Raw genomic sequence first — 14,304 nt, forward strand, 5'->3', positions numbered from 1 at the left:
CGGGTTTGTTTCCGCGGGAGTGTTCGCTGGGAGAGAAGTCAGGGCTTGACCGCGACGGCGCCCCATGCGAACGGCCGGACCTCGGCGGCGAACTCCGTCACCGGCTCGTCCGGCCGCCAGTCCGGCAGCGCGCTCATCCCCGGCTCCAGCAGCGGCCAGCCGCCGAACCACGGCCGGATTTCGTCGGCCGAGCGCAGGTACGCCGGATTCGACGTGTCCTGGTACGCGTCCACGAACCGGCGGACCTCGGCGGCCCGAGCCGGTGGTGCGTCGTCCCGGCAGGTGGCGTGCGTGACGGCCAGCCACGAGCCGGGCGCGAGCTGGTCGCGGTAGGCGGCGACCAGCTCGTCCGGCCGGTCGCCGGGGCCGAGGAAGTGCAGCACGGTGATCATCAGCAGGCACACCGGCTGGGACCAGTCGATCAGCTCCTGGGTGATCTCGTCGGCGAAGATCGCCTCCGGATCGCGGATGTCGCGTTCGACGATCCCGGCCCAGTCGGTCGCGTCCTCGCCTTCGAGGATCACTCGCGAGTGCGCCGCCGCGACCGGCTCGTAGTCGACGTACACGACCCTCGCGGGCAGGTGGTCGCGCACGATCTCGTGCACGTTGCCCGCCGTCGGCACGCCCGACCCGAGGTCGACGAACTGCCGGATCCCCGCGTCGAGCGCGGCGCGCACGACCCGGTTCATGAACGCCCGGTTCTCCCGCGACATCGGCCGGATCAGCGGCCACACCTTCTCGGCGCGGCGGCCGAATTCCCGGTCCACCGCCCAGTTCTGGGTGCCGCCGAGGTACCAGTCGTAGATCCGGGCGGCGGACGGCTTGTCGACGTCCACGCCCTCCGGTGCGTCGGGGGCGGTCACGGCTTGCGCGCCACCGCGCACCAGGCGAACGGCCGGGCCTCCGCCTCGACCGCGTTCAGCTCGCGCTCCGGCCGCCAGTCCGGCAGATGCGTGATCCCCGGCTCCAGCAGCGGCCAGCCGCCGAAGAACGGCTCGATCTCGTCGCGGTCGCGCAGCCACATCGGGTTGCTCGTCTTGCGGTACTGCTCGACGAACCAGCGCAGCCCCTCCAGTGCCGGACCGCTGCCGTCGCCCTCGCTCATCTGCGAGATCGCCAGCCAGCTGCCCGACACGAGCTTGTCCCGGTAGGCGCGCACGATGCCGTCCGGATCGTCGTCCGGGCCGACGAAGTGCAGCACCGCCATCAGCATCACGCACACCGGCTTGTCGAAGTCGATCAGCTCGCGGGTGCGCGGGTGGTTCAGCACGGCCCGGGGATCGCGCAGGTCGGCCTGCACGATGCCGGCCCAGTCGGTGGCCGCCTCGTCTTCGAGGATCAGCGTCGCGTGCGCCACGGCCACCGGCTCGTAGTCGACGTACACCACGGTGGCCTCGTCGTCGTCGCCCAGCGCGGCCTCGACCACCTCGTGCACGTTGCCCGCGGTCGGCACCCCGGAACCCAGGTCGAGGAACTGCCGGATGCCCGCGTCCAGCGCGGCGCGCACCACGCGGTTCATGAACTCGCGGTTCTGCTTCGCGCCGGGCCGGGCGAGCGACCACATCTTCTCGACCTTGCGGCCGAATTCCCGGTCCACCGCCCAGTTCTGCTTGCCGCCCAGGTACCAGTCGTAGACCCGCGCGGCCGAAGGTTTCTCGACATCGACGCCTTCCGGCGCTTTCGGTGCGGCGTCGGGCTTTTCGGTCACTGGGACTCCCCTCGGATGGCCTGGCGAACGCCAGACTAGCGAGAACGCACGGCGGGCCGGCGTTGCCAGCCGGTCCACAGCGGGCGGTAGCCCTGCGCGTACCAGAACGGCGTCGACCGGGGGTTCGCCACGGCGTGGTGCAGCAGCACGACATCCGCGCCCGCCTCGTCGAAGACCTGGTGCGCGTGGGCGGCCAGCGCGGTGCCGACGCCGGACGACCGGGCGGCCTCGGAAACCGCCAGCGACGAGAGGTAACCCACGCGGGAAGCGGCTACCCGGTGCCGGATCCAGCCGGTCTCGTCGGGCATCTGCAGCACGACCATGCCGAGCGGCTGGCCGTACAGCTCCGCGATCCACACCTGCGGCTCGGGCCGTTCGAGGTGGTGCAGCAGTTCCTTGGTGATCAGCTCCTCGACGCCGGGCCGGAGCGTGATCCGGCCGAACTGCGCGTCGTACCGCTGCAGTTCGAGCTGCAGCGCGACCGCGGTGGAGAGGTCGTCCGGGGTCGCGTGCCGGATGCAGACGCCCGGCGTCGTGTCGGGTCCGGCGGCCATGCGCTGGGCCGGGCGGACCGCGAGCACGCCGACCGGAGCGAAGCCGTGCCGGAGGAGTTCGGTGGCCCCGGCGGTGTCGCGGCTGGGCCGGGAGAGCACCGCGGCGCACTCCGTATCCCCCACTCGGGCGAGGGACCGCAGGTGTTCATCCCATCGAGTGAGCAGGGCGTCGAGTCCGGCGGCCGGATCGGGACCGGCGAGCTGGACCTCCAGCCGGTGCTCGACCAGCGCCCGCCACATCGAACGGGGGCTGTCCGGACCGAGTCCGGTGCAGGTGCTCAGACCCGCCGCGGTGGTGTCGCCGACCTCGGCGGAAAGCAGGACGGAATCCCCTCCGACCTCGAAGGGGAGCGGCGCGGGAAGCAGCGCGTCCACCGTGGCGATGCGCGCCGCATGGCCGGTGGCTGTCACGTCGTTGTGCATGCCGCCATTGTCCGCCGACCGGGCCGGAAAAGACCCCCAGAACACTCCCCGGCCCGGGGGTTCCGGGGTGAACCGGGAGTTTCACTCCTTGGTCCACGCAGGTCAGAGAAGAACGCCCATTGTTAACCCTGGGGTGATCTCCTACTGTCTCGAAAGGGACGCCGGTACGCCCTACGGGGTAAGGTGGCGCCCTCGCCCACACCTGACGTCACGGACGAGCGCGACCGGGCAGCCGGGAAGGAAGGTCGGATGCCGGACAGCAACGCCCATCCCGGTACCGCGCCGGAGGCGATGGGCTCGGGAGGTGCTGGCTCCGCACCGGCCGAAGGCCGCACGGACGAGAGCCGCTTCCGGGTTTACACCTTCTTCGTGCTGGGCCTCGGCCTGCTCGCGGCCCTCGCCGTCGGCGCGTGGCTGCCGTTCCACGGTTCGGCCAAGCTGTGGTGGATCGGCCCGGTGCTCGCGGTCGCGTTCCTGCTCGCCGAACAGCTCGGCATCAACGTCGACGTCCGCAGCGGCATTTCGTGGACCATCTCATTCACCGAGATTCCGCTGGTAATCGGTTTCTTCGTCGCCCCGTTCGAAGTGGTGCTCGCCGCGCATCTCGTGGCGGGCATCGGCACGCTGCTGGCCCGCCGGGTCGCCGGCCGGGTCCTCTACAACGCGGGCGCGTTCCTGCTCGAAATCACCGGTGCGTTCGCCGTCGCCGGAGTGGTGCACCTGGCCATGGGCGGCGGGCCGACCATGCCGTGGGTCGCCGCGCTCGCCGGCACGCTCACCGCGCCGCTGGTCAGCACGCTGCTCGCGCTGGCCGCCGTGCGCGTGCTGCGCCGCCGGATGCGCGTGAGCACCGCGATCCGGCTGACCGGCCGCATCCTCGTGGTCGGCTTCGTCAACGCGTCGGTCGGCCTCACCGGTTACCTCGTCATCGCGAGCACCCCGCAGGCCTGGCCGCTGGTGCTGGCGGTGTTCCTCGGCCTGACCGCGCTGTACTGGGCGTACTCCGATCTGCTTCGCGAACAGCGGGACATGGAAGCGCTGTCCGACGTCAGCCTGATGGTCGCGCGGTCCGGTCAGCAGGCCGCGGCTCGTCCGGCGAGCCGCGCCGAGGAACTGGTCGGCGGCGTCGACGTGCGCGAATGGGCCACGATCGCCGAACGGATCAAGGACCAGCTCGCCGCCGGACGCGTCGTGCTCCGGCTGCGGCTCGAGGCCGACGACCCGATGCGCGTCGTGGTCGCGGGCAACGAACTGCCGCCCGCCGACCCAGCCCACGACGACCCGCTGCTGCGGCTGCCCGGCGCACACGTCCGGCACTTCCGCATCACCGAGGCCAACCCGGACGTCCGTGCGGCGCTGCTGGAACGCAGCGCGCAGGAAGCGCTCGTGGTGCCGTTGCGCAGCGCGAACCAGCTGCTCGGCGTCGTCGAAGCGCACGACCGGCTCTCGCGCTGGCGCGGCTTCGGCAAGTACGACGTCCAGCTGCTCGGCACGATGGCCAGCCACCTCGCGACGTCGCTCGACAACCGGCGGCTGCTCGCCACGCTCCGCCACGACGCCTACCACGACCCGCTCACCGGGCACCTGAACCGGCCGGGATTCCAGCAGGTCTCCCGGGATCCGCTGCGCGAATCCGCGGAGGTCGTGGTGCTGCGGATCGACCTCGACGTCTTCTCCACGGTCAGCGACGCGCTCGGCTACTCGTGGGCGGACCGGATGGTCATCGCCGCGGGCACGCGCATCCGCGGCGCGCTCGGCCCGGACGTCCCGCTCGCCCGGCTCGAAGGCGCGTCCTTCGCCGCGCTGCTGGTGGACTGCACGGTCGACGACGCGCATCGGGCCGCCGAACGACTTCGCGTGCAGCTGTCCGAGCCGTATCCGGTGGACCGGCTTTCCGTCGAGGCCAACGCGATGATCGGCTACGCCAGCTCCGCGGACGACGCCGGCGAGGTCGACGTCGACGGCCTGCTGCAGCGCGCCGACGTCGCCGTCCGCGCCACCCGCGGCGGCGAGGAAGTGCGCGGCTACGTGCCGAGCATGGGCCAGATCTTCCTGCGCCGGTTCCAGATGGTCACCCAGTTCCGGCAGTCGCTGGAAGACGGCCACGTCTCCGTGCACTACCAGCCGAAGGTGACGCTGCCGAACCGGCAGGTCCAGGGCGTCGAGGCGCTCGTGCGCTGGGTGCACCCGGAATTCGGCAGGCTCGGCCCGGACGAGTTCGTGCCCGCGATCGAGGCGGCCGGCCTGATCGGCGTGCTGACGTCGTTCGTGCTGGAGCAATCGCTGAAGCGCGTGCGGAAGTGGCTCGACGAGGGCCTGCGGATCTCCGCGGCGGTCAACCTGTCGGTGCGCAACCTGTCCGACGACGACTTCCCGGCGAAGGTCCAGCACGAACTGGAGCGCTTCGACGTGCCGCCGGAGCTGCTGACGTTCGAACTGACCGAGTCCGGCGTGATGTCCGACCCGCAGAAGGCGCTCCCGATCCTGCGCGAGCTGCATTCGCTGGGCATCGTGCTGGCGGTGGACGACTTCGGCACCGGTTATTCGTCGCTCGCGTACCTGCGCCAGCTGCCGGTCGACCAGGTCAAGATCGACAAGAGCTTCGTGCTCGGCATGGGCACGGATCTCGGCGACCTCGCGGTGGTGCGGTCGATTGTCGAACTCGGGCACTCGCTGGGCCTGACGGTCGTCGCGGAAGGCGTCGAGGAGGACGTGGCGCGCGATCAGCTCGAGGCGATGGGATGTGACGTCGCCCAGGGTTATCTGATCTCGCGGCCGCTGCCGGAGGACCGGCTGGAGGCGTGGCTGCAGGCCCGCACGGCGCGCTCGCCGGGACGGCACTCGGAGACCGTGCTGACCCTGCTGACCTGAGGTTTTGCGGTTAACCGACCCCGGTTGCACAGCCGGGTGAACCCCCTTGCTAATCTTTCCAAGTCCTCGCGAGAGGCAAGGCCCCTTTAGCTCAGTCGGCAGAGCGTCTCCATGGTAAGGAGAAGGTCTACGGTTCGATTCCGTAAAGGGGCTCGCGAGTAGGCGAGCTATGTCTGCGGAAAACGCAGACGTGGCTCGCTTCGCGGCGTCCATCTGGGGGTCGAACCCCCAGACCTCCGCCAGGGGGCTAGCCCCCTGGACCCCCGGCCGGGGTTAAGTCCGGCTTGACGGGTCGCGGCGGGGTGGGTGTCACGTAGGGCGGTGTAGCTCAGTTGGCAGAGCAAGCGGCTCATAATCGCTGTGTCGCCGGTTCAAGTCCGGCCACCGCTACGCGGTAACGACGGGGCTGGCCCCCGGATCTGAGAGAGAAGGAAACGCTGTGGCTGCCACCGACGTGCGACCCAAGATCACGCTGGCGTGCGAGGAGTGCAAGCACCGCAACTACATCACCAAGAAGAACCGGCGCAACAACCCGGATCGCCTGGAGATGAAGAAGTTCTGCCCGAACTGCGGTACGCACCGGACTCACAAAGAGACCCGCTGACGCAGGCGGTCTTTTACCAGCTTCGAAAAGCCGTCCCGGCACTCGCCGGGGCGGCTTTTCGCTGTCTACTGGCCAGTTTCGGCACCCGCGCGGGACGGCGCCCGGGTTCGGTTAGCCTCTTCGCGTGCCTTTGGACCAGTCGTTCACCGGGCGGGAGTACCCGTCGGACAGCAAGTACTACGTGAGCCGGGAGAAGATCCGCGAGTTCGCCGACGCGATCGACGACCCGAACCCGGTGTACCGGGACCCGGAGGCGGCCCGCGCGGCCGGTCACCCGGACGTGCTCGCGCCGCCCACCTTCCTCACCATCCTCAACCTGCCGAAGATCAACGGCATCGTGACCGACCCGGCGCTCGGCCTCGACTACTCCCGGATGGTCCACGGCGACCAGGGCTTCCGCTACGAACGCCCGGTGCACGCCGGCGACGAGCTGGAAATCTCGGCCACGATCGAGTCGATCATGGCGCGAGCGGGCAACGACTTCATCAACCTCCGCGCGGAAATCACCGACGCGGACGGCAAACTCGTGTGCACGACGCGGGCGCAGCTCGTGGTTCGGGGGGCGGAAGCGTGAACGTCGGCGACGAACTGCCTCCGCTGGAGGTCCGCATCACCCGCGCGCAGCTGGTCCGCTACGCCGGCGCTTCGCTCGATTTCAACCCGATCCACTGGAACGAGAACTTCGCGACCAAGGTCGGCCTCCCGGACGTGATCGCGCACGGCATGCTCACGATGGCCCTGTCCGGCCGCATCGTCACCGACTGGCTCGGCGACCCGGCCCGCCTCGTGGACTTCAGCACGCGCTTCACCCGCCCGGTCGTGGTGCCGGACAACGACGAGGGCGCACTGGTCGAGGTGACCGGCAAGGTCGCCGCCCTGACCGACGAGGGCCTCGCCCGGATCGACCTGACGGTGAAGTTCGAGGGCAAAACCGTGCTGGGCAAGCCGCAGGCCCTCGTCCGCCCCTGACCCCCCGGCAAAGGTCCGTGAAGGGCTCCTTGAGGGAATCAGATTCCCGCAAGGAGCCCTTCACGGACCTCGGCGGCCTCAGTGCACCCCGAGCACCGACTCCACCACGCCAGCCATCCCGGCCTCGCCCCGCGCGTTCGGGTGCAGGGCCGCGGCCGAGGACGTCGGGACCAAGCCTTCGACCCACTTGACGTCCGAATTCGCGCAGACGTCGTGGCCCTTGCTCGGCTCGGCGGTGTCGGCGAACCCGGCGTCGTGCGATTTGGCCTGGTCCGAAAGCGCGTCGTTGAGCTTGCCGAGTGCGTCCCGCAGGTACGCCACGTCGCCGGAGCCCAGCGGCAGCACCGGCCAGCAGCCGTCGCCGTCGGGGAGGACCGTCGGGTAGCCGACGACCACCACCCGCGCCTTCGGGGCCTTCTTGTGGATCTGGTCGAGCGCGGTGCCGACCTTCTTCGCGGTCGCGCTGATCCGGTCGGCCAGTTCGTCCTTGCCGCCCGCGGTGAGCCGGTCCTTGCACGGCGACGCGCTCTGGTGGGCGGTCACGCAGGTCTGCGCCAGTGAGATGAACCCCACATCATTGCCGCCGATGCCCAAGGTGACGAGCGTCGTGTCCGCGGTGACCGAATCGAACTGCGGCGGGTTCGAGCCGTTGCGCGTCGACTGCGCGTCGGTCAAGTCCTCCGTCGTCGCGCCGCTGCAGCTGACGTCCACGAACTTCGCCGGCTTCAGCTTCGCCGACACCAGGTGCGGATAGTTGTTGTCCGACCGCGCGCAGCCGCCCGGCGAGCCCGCCTGTTTCCCGGTGCGCGGAGCCGACGTGTACGAGTCGCCGAGCGCGACGTACCGGCCGCTGCCGCCGCCGGTGTCCGCGCCGGACGGCGGCGCGGACGACGAATCGTGCTTCGACTTGTAGTACCCGACGGCCAGCAGCGCCCCCACGACGACGAGGACGAGCAACCCGCAGCCACCGCTCTTGTTTGCCCCCACCCGACCGTTCTACCGGTCCGGCCCGTCGCCGACGACCCGCTTACGGGTGATCACGCGAAGACAGCGGAGTGGAGTTCGCCGGCCAGTTCCAGCGCGTGCGGAACGGTTTCGGCCACGTAGTGCAGATCGACCAGCGCTTCGGTGATTCCGTCGGCCTCGGCGGCCTTCAGCAGGGCCGCCACATCCTCGACGGTCGACGTCTTCGAGCCCGGCGTCGGGTTGATCCGCAGCACCCGGCGCAGCGACTCCGGATCCCGGCCCGCCTTCTCCGCGGATTCGACGACGATCTCCCACTTCTGCCGCAGCAGCGGGATAGGGAGCCCGGCGGGCAGCCAGCCGTCGGCGATCCGGCCGACGCGCCGCAGTGCCGCGTCCGACGCCCCGCCGAGCAGCACCGGCGGACCGGGCTGCTGCAGCGGACGCAGGCCGATCAGCGAATCCGGGATGTCCCAGCGCTCGCTGTGGTGCCCGGCCGGGTCCGCGGTCCAGAGCGTCCGCAGCACCTTGACCAGTTCGGCCAGCCGTGCGCCGCGGTGCTCCCACGGCACGCCGGCGGCGGTGTACTCGTCGCGGAGCCAGCTGAGCCCGAGGCCGACGTCGAGCCTGCCGCCGGACAGCAGGTCCAGCGACGTAAGGGAACGCGCCAGGAGCACCGGCGAGTAGAGCGGGCCGTTGAGGGTGCTCGACCCCAGCCGCGCGGTCTCCGTCGAATTCGCCGCGATGGTGAGCGCCAGCAGCGGATCGACGAAGCGGACGAACTCCGGCGGGTACGGCTGTTCGGGTGTACCGGACGGGTAATAGGTCTTCGGGGCGACCGGGGTCAACACCCGGTCTCCGACCCACAGCGAGGCGAAGCCCAGCCGCTCGGCTTCGGTGGCGAAGCCGGCGATGGCGGAGGGGTCGGCGAGCTTGCCGTACTGCGGCAAAGCGAGCCCGAGCCGGAATGTGGTCACCGATGCTCCTTGATCAGAGTTTCGCTTGCGGGTCAACGAAGATCATCTTCCAGCGCGCCGATCTTGGCTTCCCGACGGGGAAAATCGCCAGGGCGGAAGCGATTTCGCTTGCCGTGCCGGTGATCCGGAGCGGCCGCGAAACCGGGCGGGGCGGCGGTCGCCTGCGGCTTTACGATTAATCGGATAACGGGGCACGGGCCTATGTTCGCACGATCGGGTGATCTTCGCCGCGCGTTCCGGGATGCCGCCCGAAGGCCCCGGAACGACCCCCTCCGAGCCGCCGCGGGGCCGTCGAGGGGGCTGGGTTGCAAGGCGACATCCGGCTTGCCGTAGACTTCGGAACTCGGAACGCACTACGGTCATCCCCGCCGGATGGTGGGGACGATGGAATGCGTCCTCCGGAGCCAGGGTGACCCGGCTCCACAGGGGTGTAGCTCAATTGGCAGAGCAGCGGTCTCCAAAACCGCAGGTTGCAGGTTCAAGTCCTGTCACCCCTGCGTACGGGAACTGGTGGAGCGGAGGAGTGGTCGTGAGCGACAGCGACGCCAGCGGCGAGCACGAGCAGGGCGATTCGGGCAAGCAGCCCGGAGTCGAATCCCGCCCGGTGTCCGCCGCGGCTCGGCGCGAACGCCGCGCTTCCGCTCGGCCGGCAGGCAAGTCCGAGGCACGGCCGGGCTCGACCCGTCCGTCCGGCAAGGCGGGCGACAAGGTCGCGAAGCCCGCCGACGCCAAGGGCGCGCCCACCCCCAAACGGGACCGGAAGCCCAAGAAGGCCTCGGTGTTCGCCCGGTTCACGCGGTTCATCCGCGAGGTCTGGGCCGAACTGCGCAAGGTCATCTGGCCCAACCGCAAGCAGATGGTCACCTACACCGCGGTCGTTCTGGTGTTCGTGGTGTTCATGGTGGCCCTCGTGAGCGGTCTCGATCTCGGCTTCAAGGAGCTGGTCGGGCTGGTCTTCGGCTGACGCCCGACGGGCGCGCCACCGCGCTGGCCGGGCCCCGGTCCGGCCCGGCAAGCGATCAACTGAGAGGACGGAACGTGACCTCCGACAACGGCACCGAAGCCGGTCGCGACCTGACCGAGCTTTCCGACGAGCAGGTGCAGGCGGCGCCCGGCGACGAGGAGTCCGCCGAGGCCGTCGAGGTGCCCGTCGCCGAGGACGAGGTCGCCGCCGAAGAAGCCTCCGCCGACGACGCGGACGACACCGACGACGACGCCGAAGCCGACGTGACCGAGCCCGCCCCCGAGGCGGACGACCCGGTCGCCGCGCTGCGCGCCGAGCTCAAGGCCGCGCCGGGCGAGTGGTACGTCGTGCACTCGTACGCCGGTTACGAGAACAAGGTCAAGACCAACCTCGAGACGCGTACCCAGACCCTGGACGTCGAGGACTACATCTTCCAGATCGAGGTCCCGACCGAAGAGGTCACCGAGATCAAGAACGGCCAGCGCAAGCAGGTGCAGCGCAAGGTGCTGCCCGGCTACATCCTGGTCCGGATGGACCTCAACGACCAGTCGTGGAGCGCGGTCCGCAACACCCCGGGCGTCACCGGGTTCGTCGGAGCCACCTCGCGGCCGTCGCCGCTGACCGTGGACGAGGTGCTGAAGTTCCTCGCCCCGCAGGTCGAGAAGGAAGCCCCGGCCAAGGCGGCCAAGGGCGGCGAGTCCGCGGCGGCTGCCACGTCCGGCGCGCCCACCGTCGAGGTCGATTTCGAGGTCGGCGAGTCGGTCACCGTCATGGACGGCCCGTTCGCCACGCTGCCCGCCACGATCTCCGAGGTCAACGTCGACGGGCAGAAGCTGAAGGTCCTGGTGTCGATCTTCGGCCGGGAGACCCCGGTCGAGCTCTCGTTCAGCCAGGTCTCCAAGATCTGACGGCCGGGCCATCCCGGTCGGCAGTCCCCGCGTACTGGCAGGTGTGCGGGGGACTCACGTCAGTTAAGAAGGACACAAGGTAATGCCACCCAAGAAGAAGAAGCTTGCGGCGATCATCAAGCTGCAGATCAAGGCGGGTGCGGCCAACCCCGCGCCGCCGGTCGGCCCGGCGCTGGGTCAGCACGGCGTCAACATCATGGAGTTCTGCAAGGCCTACAACGCCGCGACCGAGTCGCAGCGCGGGGACGTCGTCCCGGTCGAGATCTCCGTGTACGAAGACCGGTCGTTCGACTTCAAGCTGAAGACGCCGCCGGCCGCCAAGCTGCTGCTCAAGGCCGCGGGCGTGGAGAAGGGCTCCGGCGAGCCGCACAAGACCAAGGTCGCCAAGGTCACCTGGGACCAGGTCCGCGAGATCGCGAAGACCAAGGAGACCGACCTCAACGCGCACGACATCGACCAGGCCGCGAAGATCATCGCCGGCACCGCCCGTTCGATGGGCATCACGGTCGAGGGCTGAGTTCAAAGCAACCCGTGGGAGAGCCAGGTGCTGGCTCGCCACCACACTGATCCACTGATTTGAGGACAGAAGCATGACCAAGCACAGCAAGGCCTACCGCCAGGCCGCGGAGCTGATCGACAAGGCGCGCCTGTACGCGCCGCTCGAGGCCGTGAAGCTGGCGAAGGAGACCTCCAAGACGAAGATGGACGCGACCGTCGAGGTCGCGATGCGTCTCGGGGTCGACCCGCGCAAGGCCGACCAGATGGTCCGCGGCACCGTGAACCTGCCGCACGGCACCGGTAAGACCGCCCGCGTCATCGTCTTCGCCGTCGGCGACAAGGCCGCCGAGGCCGAAGCCGCCGGCGCGGACGCGGTCGGCACCGACGAACTGATCGAGCGCATCCAGGGTGGCTGGCTCGACTTCGACGCCGCGATCGCGACGCCGGACCAGATGGCCAAGGTGGGCCGCATCGCCCGCATCCTCGGCCCGCGCGGCCTCATGCCGAACCCGAAGACCGGCACGGTGACCCCCGCGGTCGAGAAGGCCGTGAAGGACATCAAGGGCGGCAAGATCAACTTCCGCGTCGACAAGCAGGCGAACCTGCACCTGGTGATCGGCAAGGCGTCGTTCGACACCGAGAAGCTGGTGGAGAACTACGCGGCCGCGCTGGACGAGATCCTGCGCGCCAAGCCGTCGTCCGCGAAGGGCCGCTACGTCAAGAAGGTCACCTTCACCACGACGATGGGCCCGGGCATCCCGGTCGACCCGGCGCGGACCCGCAACCTCCTTTCCGAGGAAGCCGCGGTCTGAGTCGCACATCACGCGAAAGGGTGGTCACGCTTCGTGCGTGACCACCCTTTTTTCGTGTCTCATGGACATATGCCAACGACGTTCCTCGCCCCCGACGGGCTCCAGCTGAGCTACACGGTCTGGGAGGGCGACGGACGGCACCGGCGGCCCGTCGTGCTGCACCACGGTTTCGCCGCCGACTCCCAGGTGAACTGGGTCAACCCCGGGGTCGTGGACGCGCTGGTCAAGGCGGGGTTCACGGTGATCGCGCTGGACGCGCGCGGGCACGGCGCGTCGGAGAAGCCGCACGACCCGGCGGCCTACGGCGAGGACATCATGGCCGCCGACCTGACCGCGCTGTTCGACGAACTCGGCCTGGACGAGGTGTGCCTGGCGGGCTACTCGATGGGCGCGATCGTCTCGCTGCTCGTGGCTACGCGTGACCGCCGAGTCCGCTGCCTCGCGGTCGGCGGCGTCGGGGCGGGGATCGTGGACTTCGGCGGGGTCGACGCCCGGGTGATCAACCGGAGCCAGATCGCCGCCGGACTGCTGGCCGAAGACCGGTCGGAGGTGCCCTCGGCGGCGCGCCCGTTCCGTCGGTTGGCCCGCAGGGCAGGCGCGGATGTCGAAGCGCTGGCCGCGGTCATGCACGCGACCCCGCACGGACCGATGCGGCTGACGAACCTTTCGGCGGCGACGCTGATCCTGGCCGGGGAGTCGGACGAACTGGCGACGCAGCCGGAACGCCTCGCCGCCGGGATCGCGGGAGCGCGGTTGGTGCGGGTCCCGGGGAACCACATGGAAGCGGTGGCACACCCGGCTTTCGCGGCGGCGCTGGTGGACTTCTTCGCGTACTCGGACACGGGGGAGACCCGGTTGCCGATCAGCTCGCCTGCCTGACGGTCAGCCCGGGGTGGAGGTCGCCGTCGGCGGCGGGCATTTCTCCGGCCCGGAGGAGTGGCCGGTGATCAGCCACTGGCCTTTGTCCACTTTGGTCACCTGGAACACGCCCAGCGCCGGGCCGCCGCTCACGGTGAACGAACAGGAATCGATCGTCACCACCGGCGGGGGAGTCGGGCCGGAGACGTAGGACGGGAGCGATTCGGCGTAGTCGTTGACGTTCTTCACTTGTGCGTGGAGCTTCTCGACCGCGACCTTGCAGTCCGGCTGACCGGTGGTGTCCTTGGCGAACTTGTCCTGGATGTCCTCGCGGAAGCGCCCGCAGGCGTCGGCGACCCGGCCCTGGGCGATGTTGTGGTAGACGAACCGCACCGCCTCGTTCGGATTGGTCGAGAAGATGTGGTTCGTGTGATAGGTCCCGCCGCCCTCGGCGGCGATCTGGGCTGAGGATTTCCCGTCGTCGCTGGGGAAGATCTGGTGGTACCCCCAGTTGACCAGGATGCCGAGGATGACCAGGGCGATCACCCAGCCCAGGATCTTCCCGCCCAGCCGCTTCACCCAGCGCGGCACCGGGCGGCGGTTCTTCGGCGGTTCCTCGTACTCGGTCAGCGCGCCCGGCTGGTTCGGCGGCACGGGAGGCTGGCCACCCGCGAGCGGTCGCGGCTGCCGGTTTCCGGCCGGGACCAGGCCCGCGTCGGGAGCCGGGGCCGGTTCGGCGCCCTGCTGGGCCTGGGTGAACCGCAGATACTCCTGGAACCGCTGGAATTCCTGGAACTGCCGCAGCTGCTCCGGATCCAGCTGCGGCTGGTTCGGAGCCGCCGGTTGAGCGGGAGGGCGCGGCGCGACCTCGCCCCCGCCCGGCTGCGGCAGTGCGGGCGGTTGCGCCGAGGACCCACCCGGACCGGGAGAGGGGGTTTCTTCCGGCTTTCCGTGATCACGCTGTTCCGCCACGTCACCAATGATGCCCGCTCCGCCGCGATTTCCCGAGACTGCCCCGGTTCTCGCAGCTCAGCGAGGGGGCGCCGGAAAACCCCGGAAACCCCTGCCGTATGCTGGTCGACGGTTCTACCAAAGACCGCTGGTTCTCTCCGGATTCCCGGGGAGCGAAGGCTCCGCAGTATGGCGGACGGCCCGCGCAGGAGGAACGAGGCCCTAACCCCAGCCGTCAAGGCTG

Annotated in this window: 16 protein-coding genes and 3 tRNA genes; 13 read left to right on the forward strand and 6 right to left on the reverse strand. The window is 69.8% G+C overall.

Annotated features, from left to right (window positions below):
- Positions 1–38 precede the first annotated feature (38 nt).
- From CU254_RS01660 to CU254_RS01670, 3 genes are read right to left on the reverse strand one after another with little or no spacing between them, the layout of a single operon-like run.
- Entirely contained in the window at positions 39–863 is an 825-nt protein-coding gene (locus tag CU254_RS01660) for an SAM-dependent methyltransferase (protein ID WP_009072180.1), read from the reverse strand.
- Entirely contained in the window at positions 860–1,708 is an 849-nt protein-coding gene (locus tag CU254_RS01665; protein ID WP_009072182.1) for an SAM-dependent methyltransferase, read from the reverse strand. Before CU254_RS01665 ends, CU254_RS01660 begins: the two co-directional genes overlap by 4 nt.
- Positions 1,709–1,743: 35 nt before the next feature.
- Positions 1,744–2,685: a GNAT family N-acetyltransferase gene (locus tag CU254_RS01670; RefSeq protein WP_037712236.1), complete on the reverse strand. Its 942-nt coding sequence runs from the start codon at positions 2,683–2,685 to the stop codon at positions 1,744–1,746.
- Positions 2,686–2,934: 249 nt separating this feature from the next.
- Between CU254_RS01670 and CU254_RS01675 the strand changes: the two genes are divergently transcribed.
- The 6 genes from CU254_RS01675 (at position 2,935) to CU254_RS01700 (ending at position 7,129) form a co-directional block, all read left to right on the forward strand.
- Positions 2,935–5,556 carry a bifunctional diguanylate cyclase/phosphodiesterase gene (locus CU254_RS01675; protein WP_037712238.1) on the forward strand — a complete coding sequence of 874 codons (2,622 nt, stop codon included), beginning with the start codon at positions 2,935–2,937 and terminating at the stop codon, positions 5,554–5,556.
- A gap of 80 nt (positions 5,557–5,636) precedes the next feature.
- A tRNA-Thr gene (locus CU254_RS01680) sits at positions 5,637–5,709 on the forward strand.
- Between the two features lie 164 nt (positions 5,710–5,873).
- Positions 5,874–5,946: transfer RNA gene (locus tag CU254_RS01685), tRNA-Met, on the forward strand.
- 49 nt (positions 5,947–5,995) lie between these two features.
- The gene (gene rpmG, locus CU254_RS01690) at positions 5,996–6,160 is read left to right on the forward strand and encodes a 50S ribosomal protein L33 (protein ID WP_005152047.1); all 165 of its coding nucleotides are present in this window, start codon (positions 5,996–5,998) and stop codon (positions 6,158–6,160) included.
- Between the two features lie 124 nt (positions 6,161–6,284).
- Entirely contained in the window at positions 6,285–6,734 is a 450-nt protein-coding gene (locus CU254_RS01695) for a MaoC family dehydratase N-terminal domain-containing protein (RefSeq protein ID WP_009072193.1), read from the forward strand.
- Entirely contained in the window at positions 6,731–7,129 is a 399-nt protein-coding gene (locus CU254_RS01700) for a MaoC family dehydratase (RefSeq protein ID WP_037712242.1), read from the forward strand. Before CU254_RS01695 ends, CU254_RS01700 begins: the two co-directional genes overlap by 4 nt.
- Positions 7,130–7,207: 78 nt before the next feature.
- On the opposite strand, the gene CU254_RS01705 is transcribed toward CU254_RS01700, so the two are convergent.
- Both CU254_RS01705 and CU254_RS01710 read right to left on the reverse strand, forming a co-directional pair.
- The gene (locus CU254_RS01705; RefSeq protein WP_009072197.1) at positions 7,208–8,116 is read right to left on the reverse strand and encodes an SGNH/GDSL hydrolase family protein; all 909 of its coding nucleotides are present in this window, start codon (positions 8,114–8,116) and stop codon (positions 7,208–7,210) included.
- Positions 8,117–8,166: 50 nt separating this feature from the next.
- A complete protein-coding gene (locus CU254_RS01710) occupies positions 8,167–9,069 on the reverse strand; it encodes a TIGR03619 family F420-dependent LLM class oxidoreductase (RefSeq protein ID WP_037712246.1) in 903 nt (300 codons plus the stop codon).
- Positions 9,070–9,071: 2 nt separating this feature from the next.
- Here CU254_RS01710 and CU254_RS42855 point away from each other — a divergent pair, with 2 nt between their 5' ends.
- The 7 genes from CU254_RS42855 (at position 9,072) to CU254_RS01740 (ending at position 13,130) form a co-directional block, all read left to right on the forward strand.
- Positions 9,072–9,248, forward strand: a complete 177-nt coding sequence (locus CU254_RS42855; RefSeq protein WP_158687980.1) for a hypothetical protein — start codon at positions 9,072–9,074, stop codon at positions 9,246–9,248.
- A gap of 245 nt (positions 9,249–9,493) precedes the next feature.
- Positions 9,494–9,566, forward strand: a tRNA-Trp gene (locus tag CU254_RS01715).
- Positions 9,567–9,598: 32 nt separating this feature from the next.
- Positions 9,599–10,033, forward strand: a complete 435-nt coding sequence (gene secE, locus CU254_RS01720; RefSeq protein ID WP_158687981.1) for a preprotein translocase subunit SecE — start codon at positions 9,599–9,601, stop codon at positions 10,031–10,033.
- A gap of 74 nt (positions 10,034–10,107) precedes the next feature.
- Positions 10,108–10,941 (forward strand): transcription termination/antitermination protein NusG, encoded by an 834-nt coding sequence (nusG, locus tag CU254_RS01725; RefSeq protein ID WP_037712248.1) that lies wholly within the window; start codon positions 10,108–10,110, stop codon positions 10,939–10,941.
- 82 nt (positions 10,942–11,023) lie between these two features.
- Complete coding sequence (gene rplK, locus CU254_RS01730; RefSeq protein WP_009072206.1) at positions 11,024–11,458, forward strand: 50S ribosomal protein L11; 435 nt, start codon at positions 11,024–11,026, stop codon at positions 11,456–11,458.
- Between the two features lie 73 nt (positions 11,459–11,531).
- On the forward strand, positions 11,532–12,251 hold the full coding sequence (gene rplA, locus CU254_RS01735) for a 50S ribosomal protein L1 (protein ID WP_009072208.1): 720 nt from the start codon (positions 11,532–11,534) through the stop codon (positions 12,249–12,251).
- Between the two features lie 69 nt (positions 12,252–12,320).
- Positions 12,321–13,130 carry an alpha/beta fold hydrolase gene (locus CU254_RS01740; RefSeq protein ID WP_037712250.1) on the forward strand — a complete coding sequence of 270 codons (810 nt, stop codon included), beginning with the start codon at positions 12,321–12,323 and terminating at the stop codon, positions 13,128–13,130.
- 3 nt (positions 13,131–13,133) lie between these two features.
- On the opposite strand, the gene CU254_RS01745 is transcribed toward CU254_RS01740, so the two are convergent.
- Positions 13,134–14,081: a hypothetical protein gene (locus CU254_RS01745; protein ID WP_009072213.1), complete on the reverse strand. Its 948-nt coding sequence runs from the start codon at positions 14,079–14,081 to the stop codon at positions 13,134–13,136.
- Positions 14,082–14,304 lie beyond the last annotated feature (223 nt).

The sequence above is a fragment of the Amycolatopsis sp. AA4 genome, assembly GCF_002796545.1.
In the GTDB taxonomy this organism is placed as follows: domain Bacteria; phylum Actinomycetota; class Actinomycetes; order Mycobacteriales; family Pseudonocardiaceae; genus Amycolatopsis.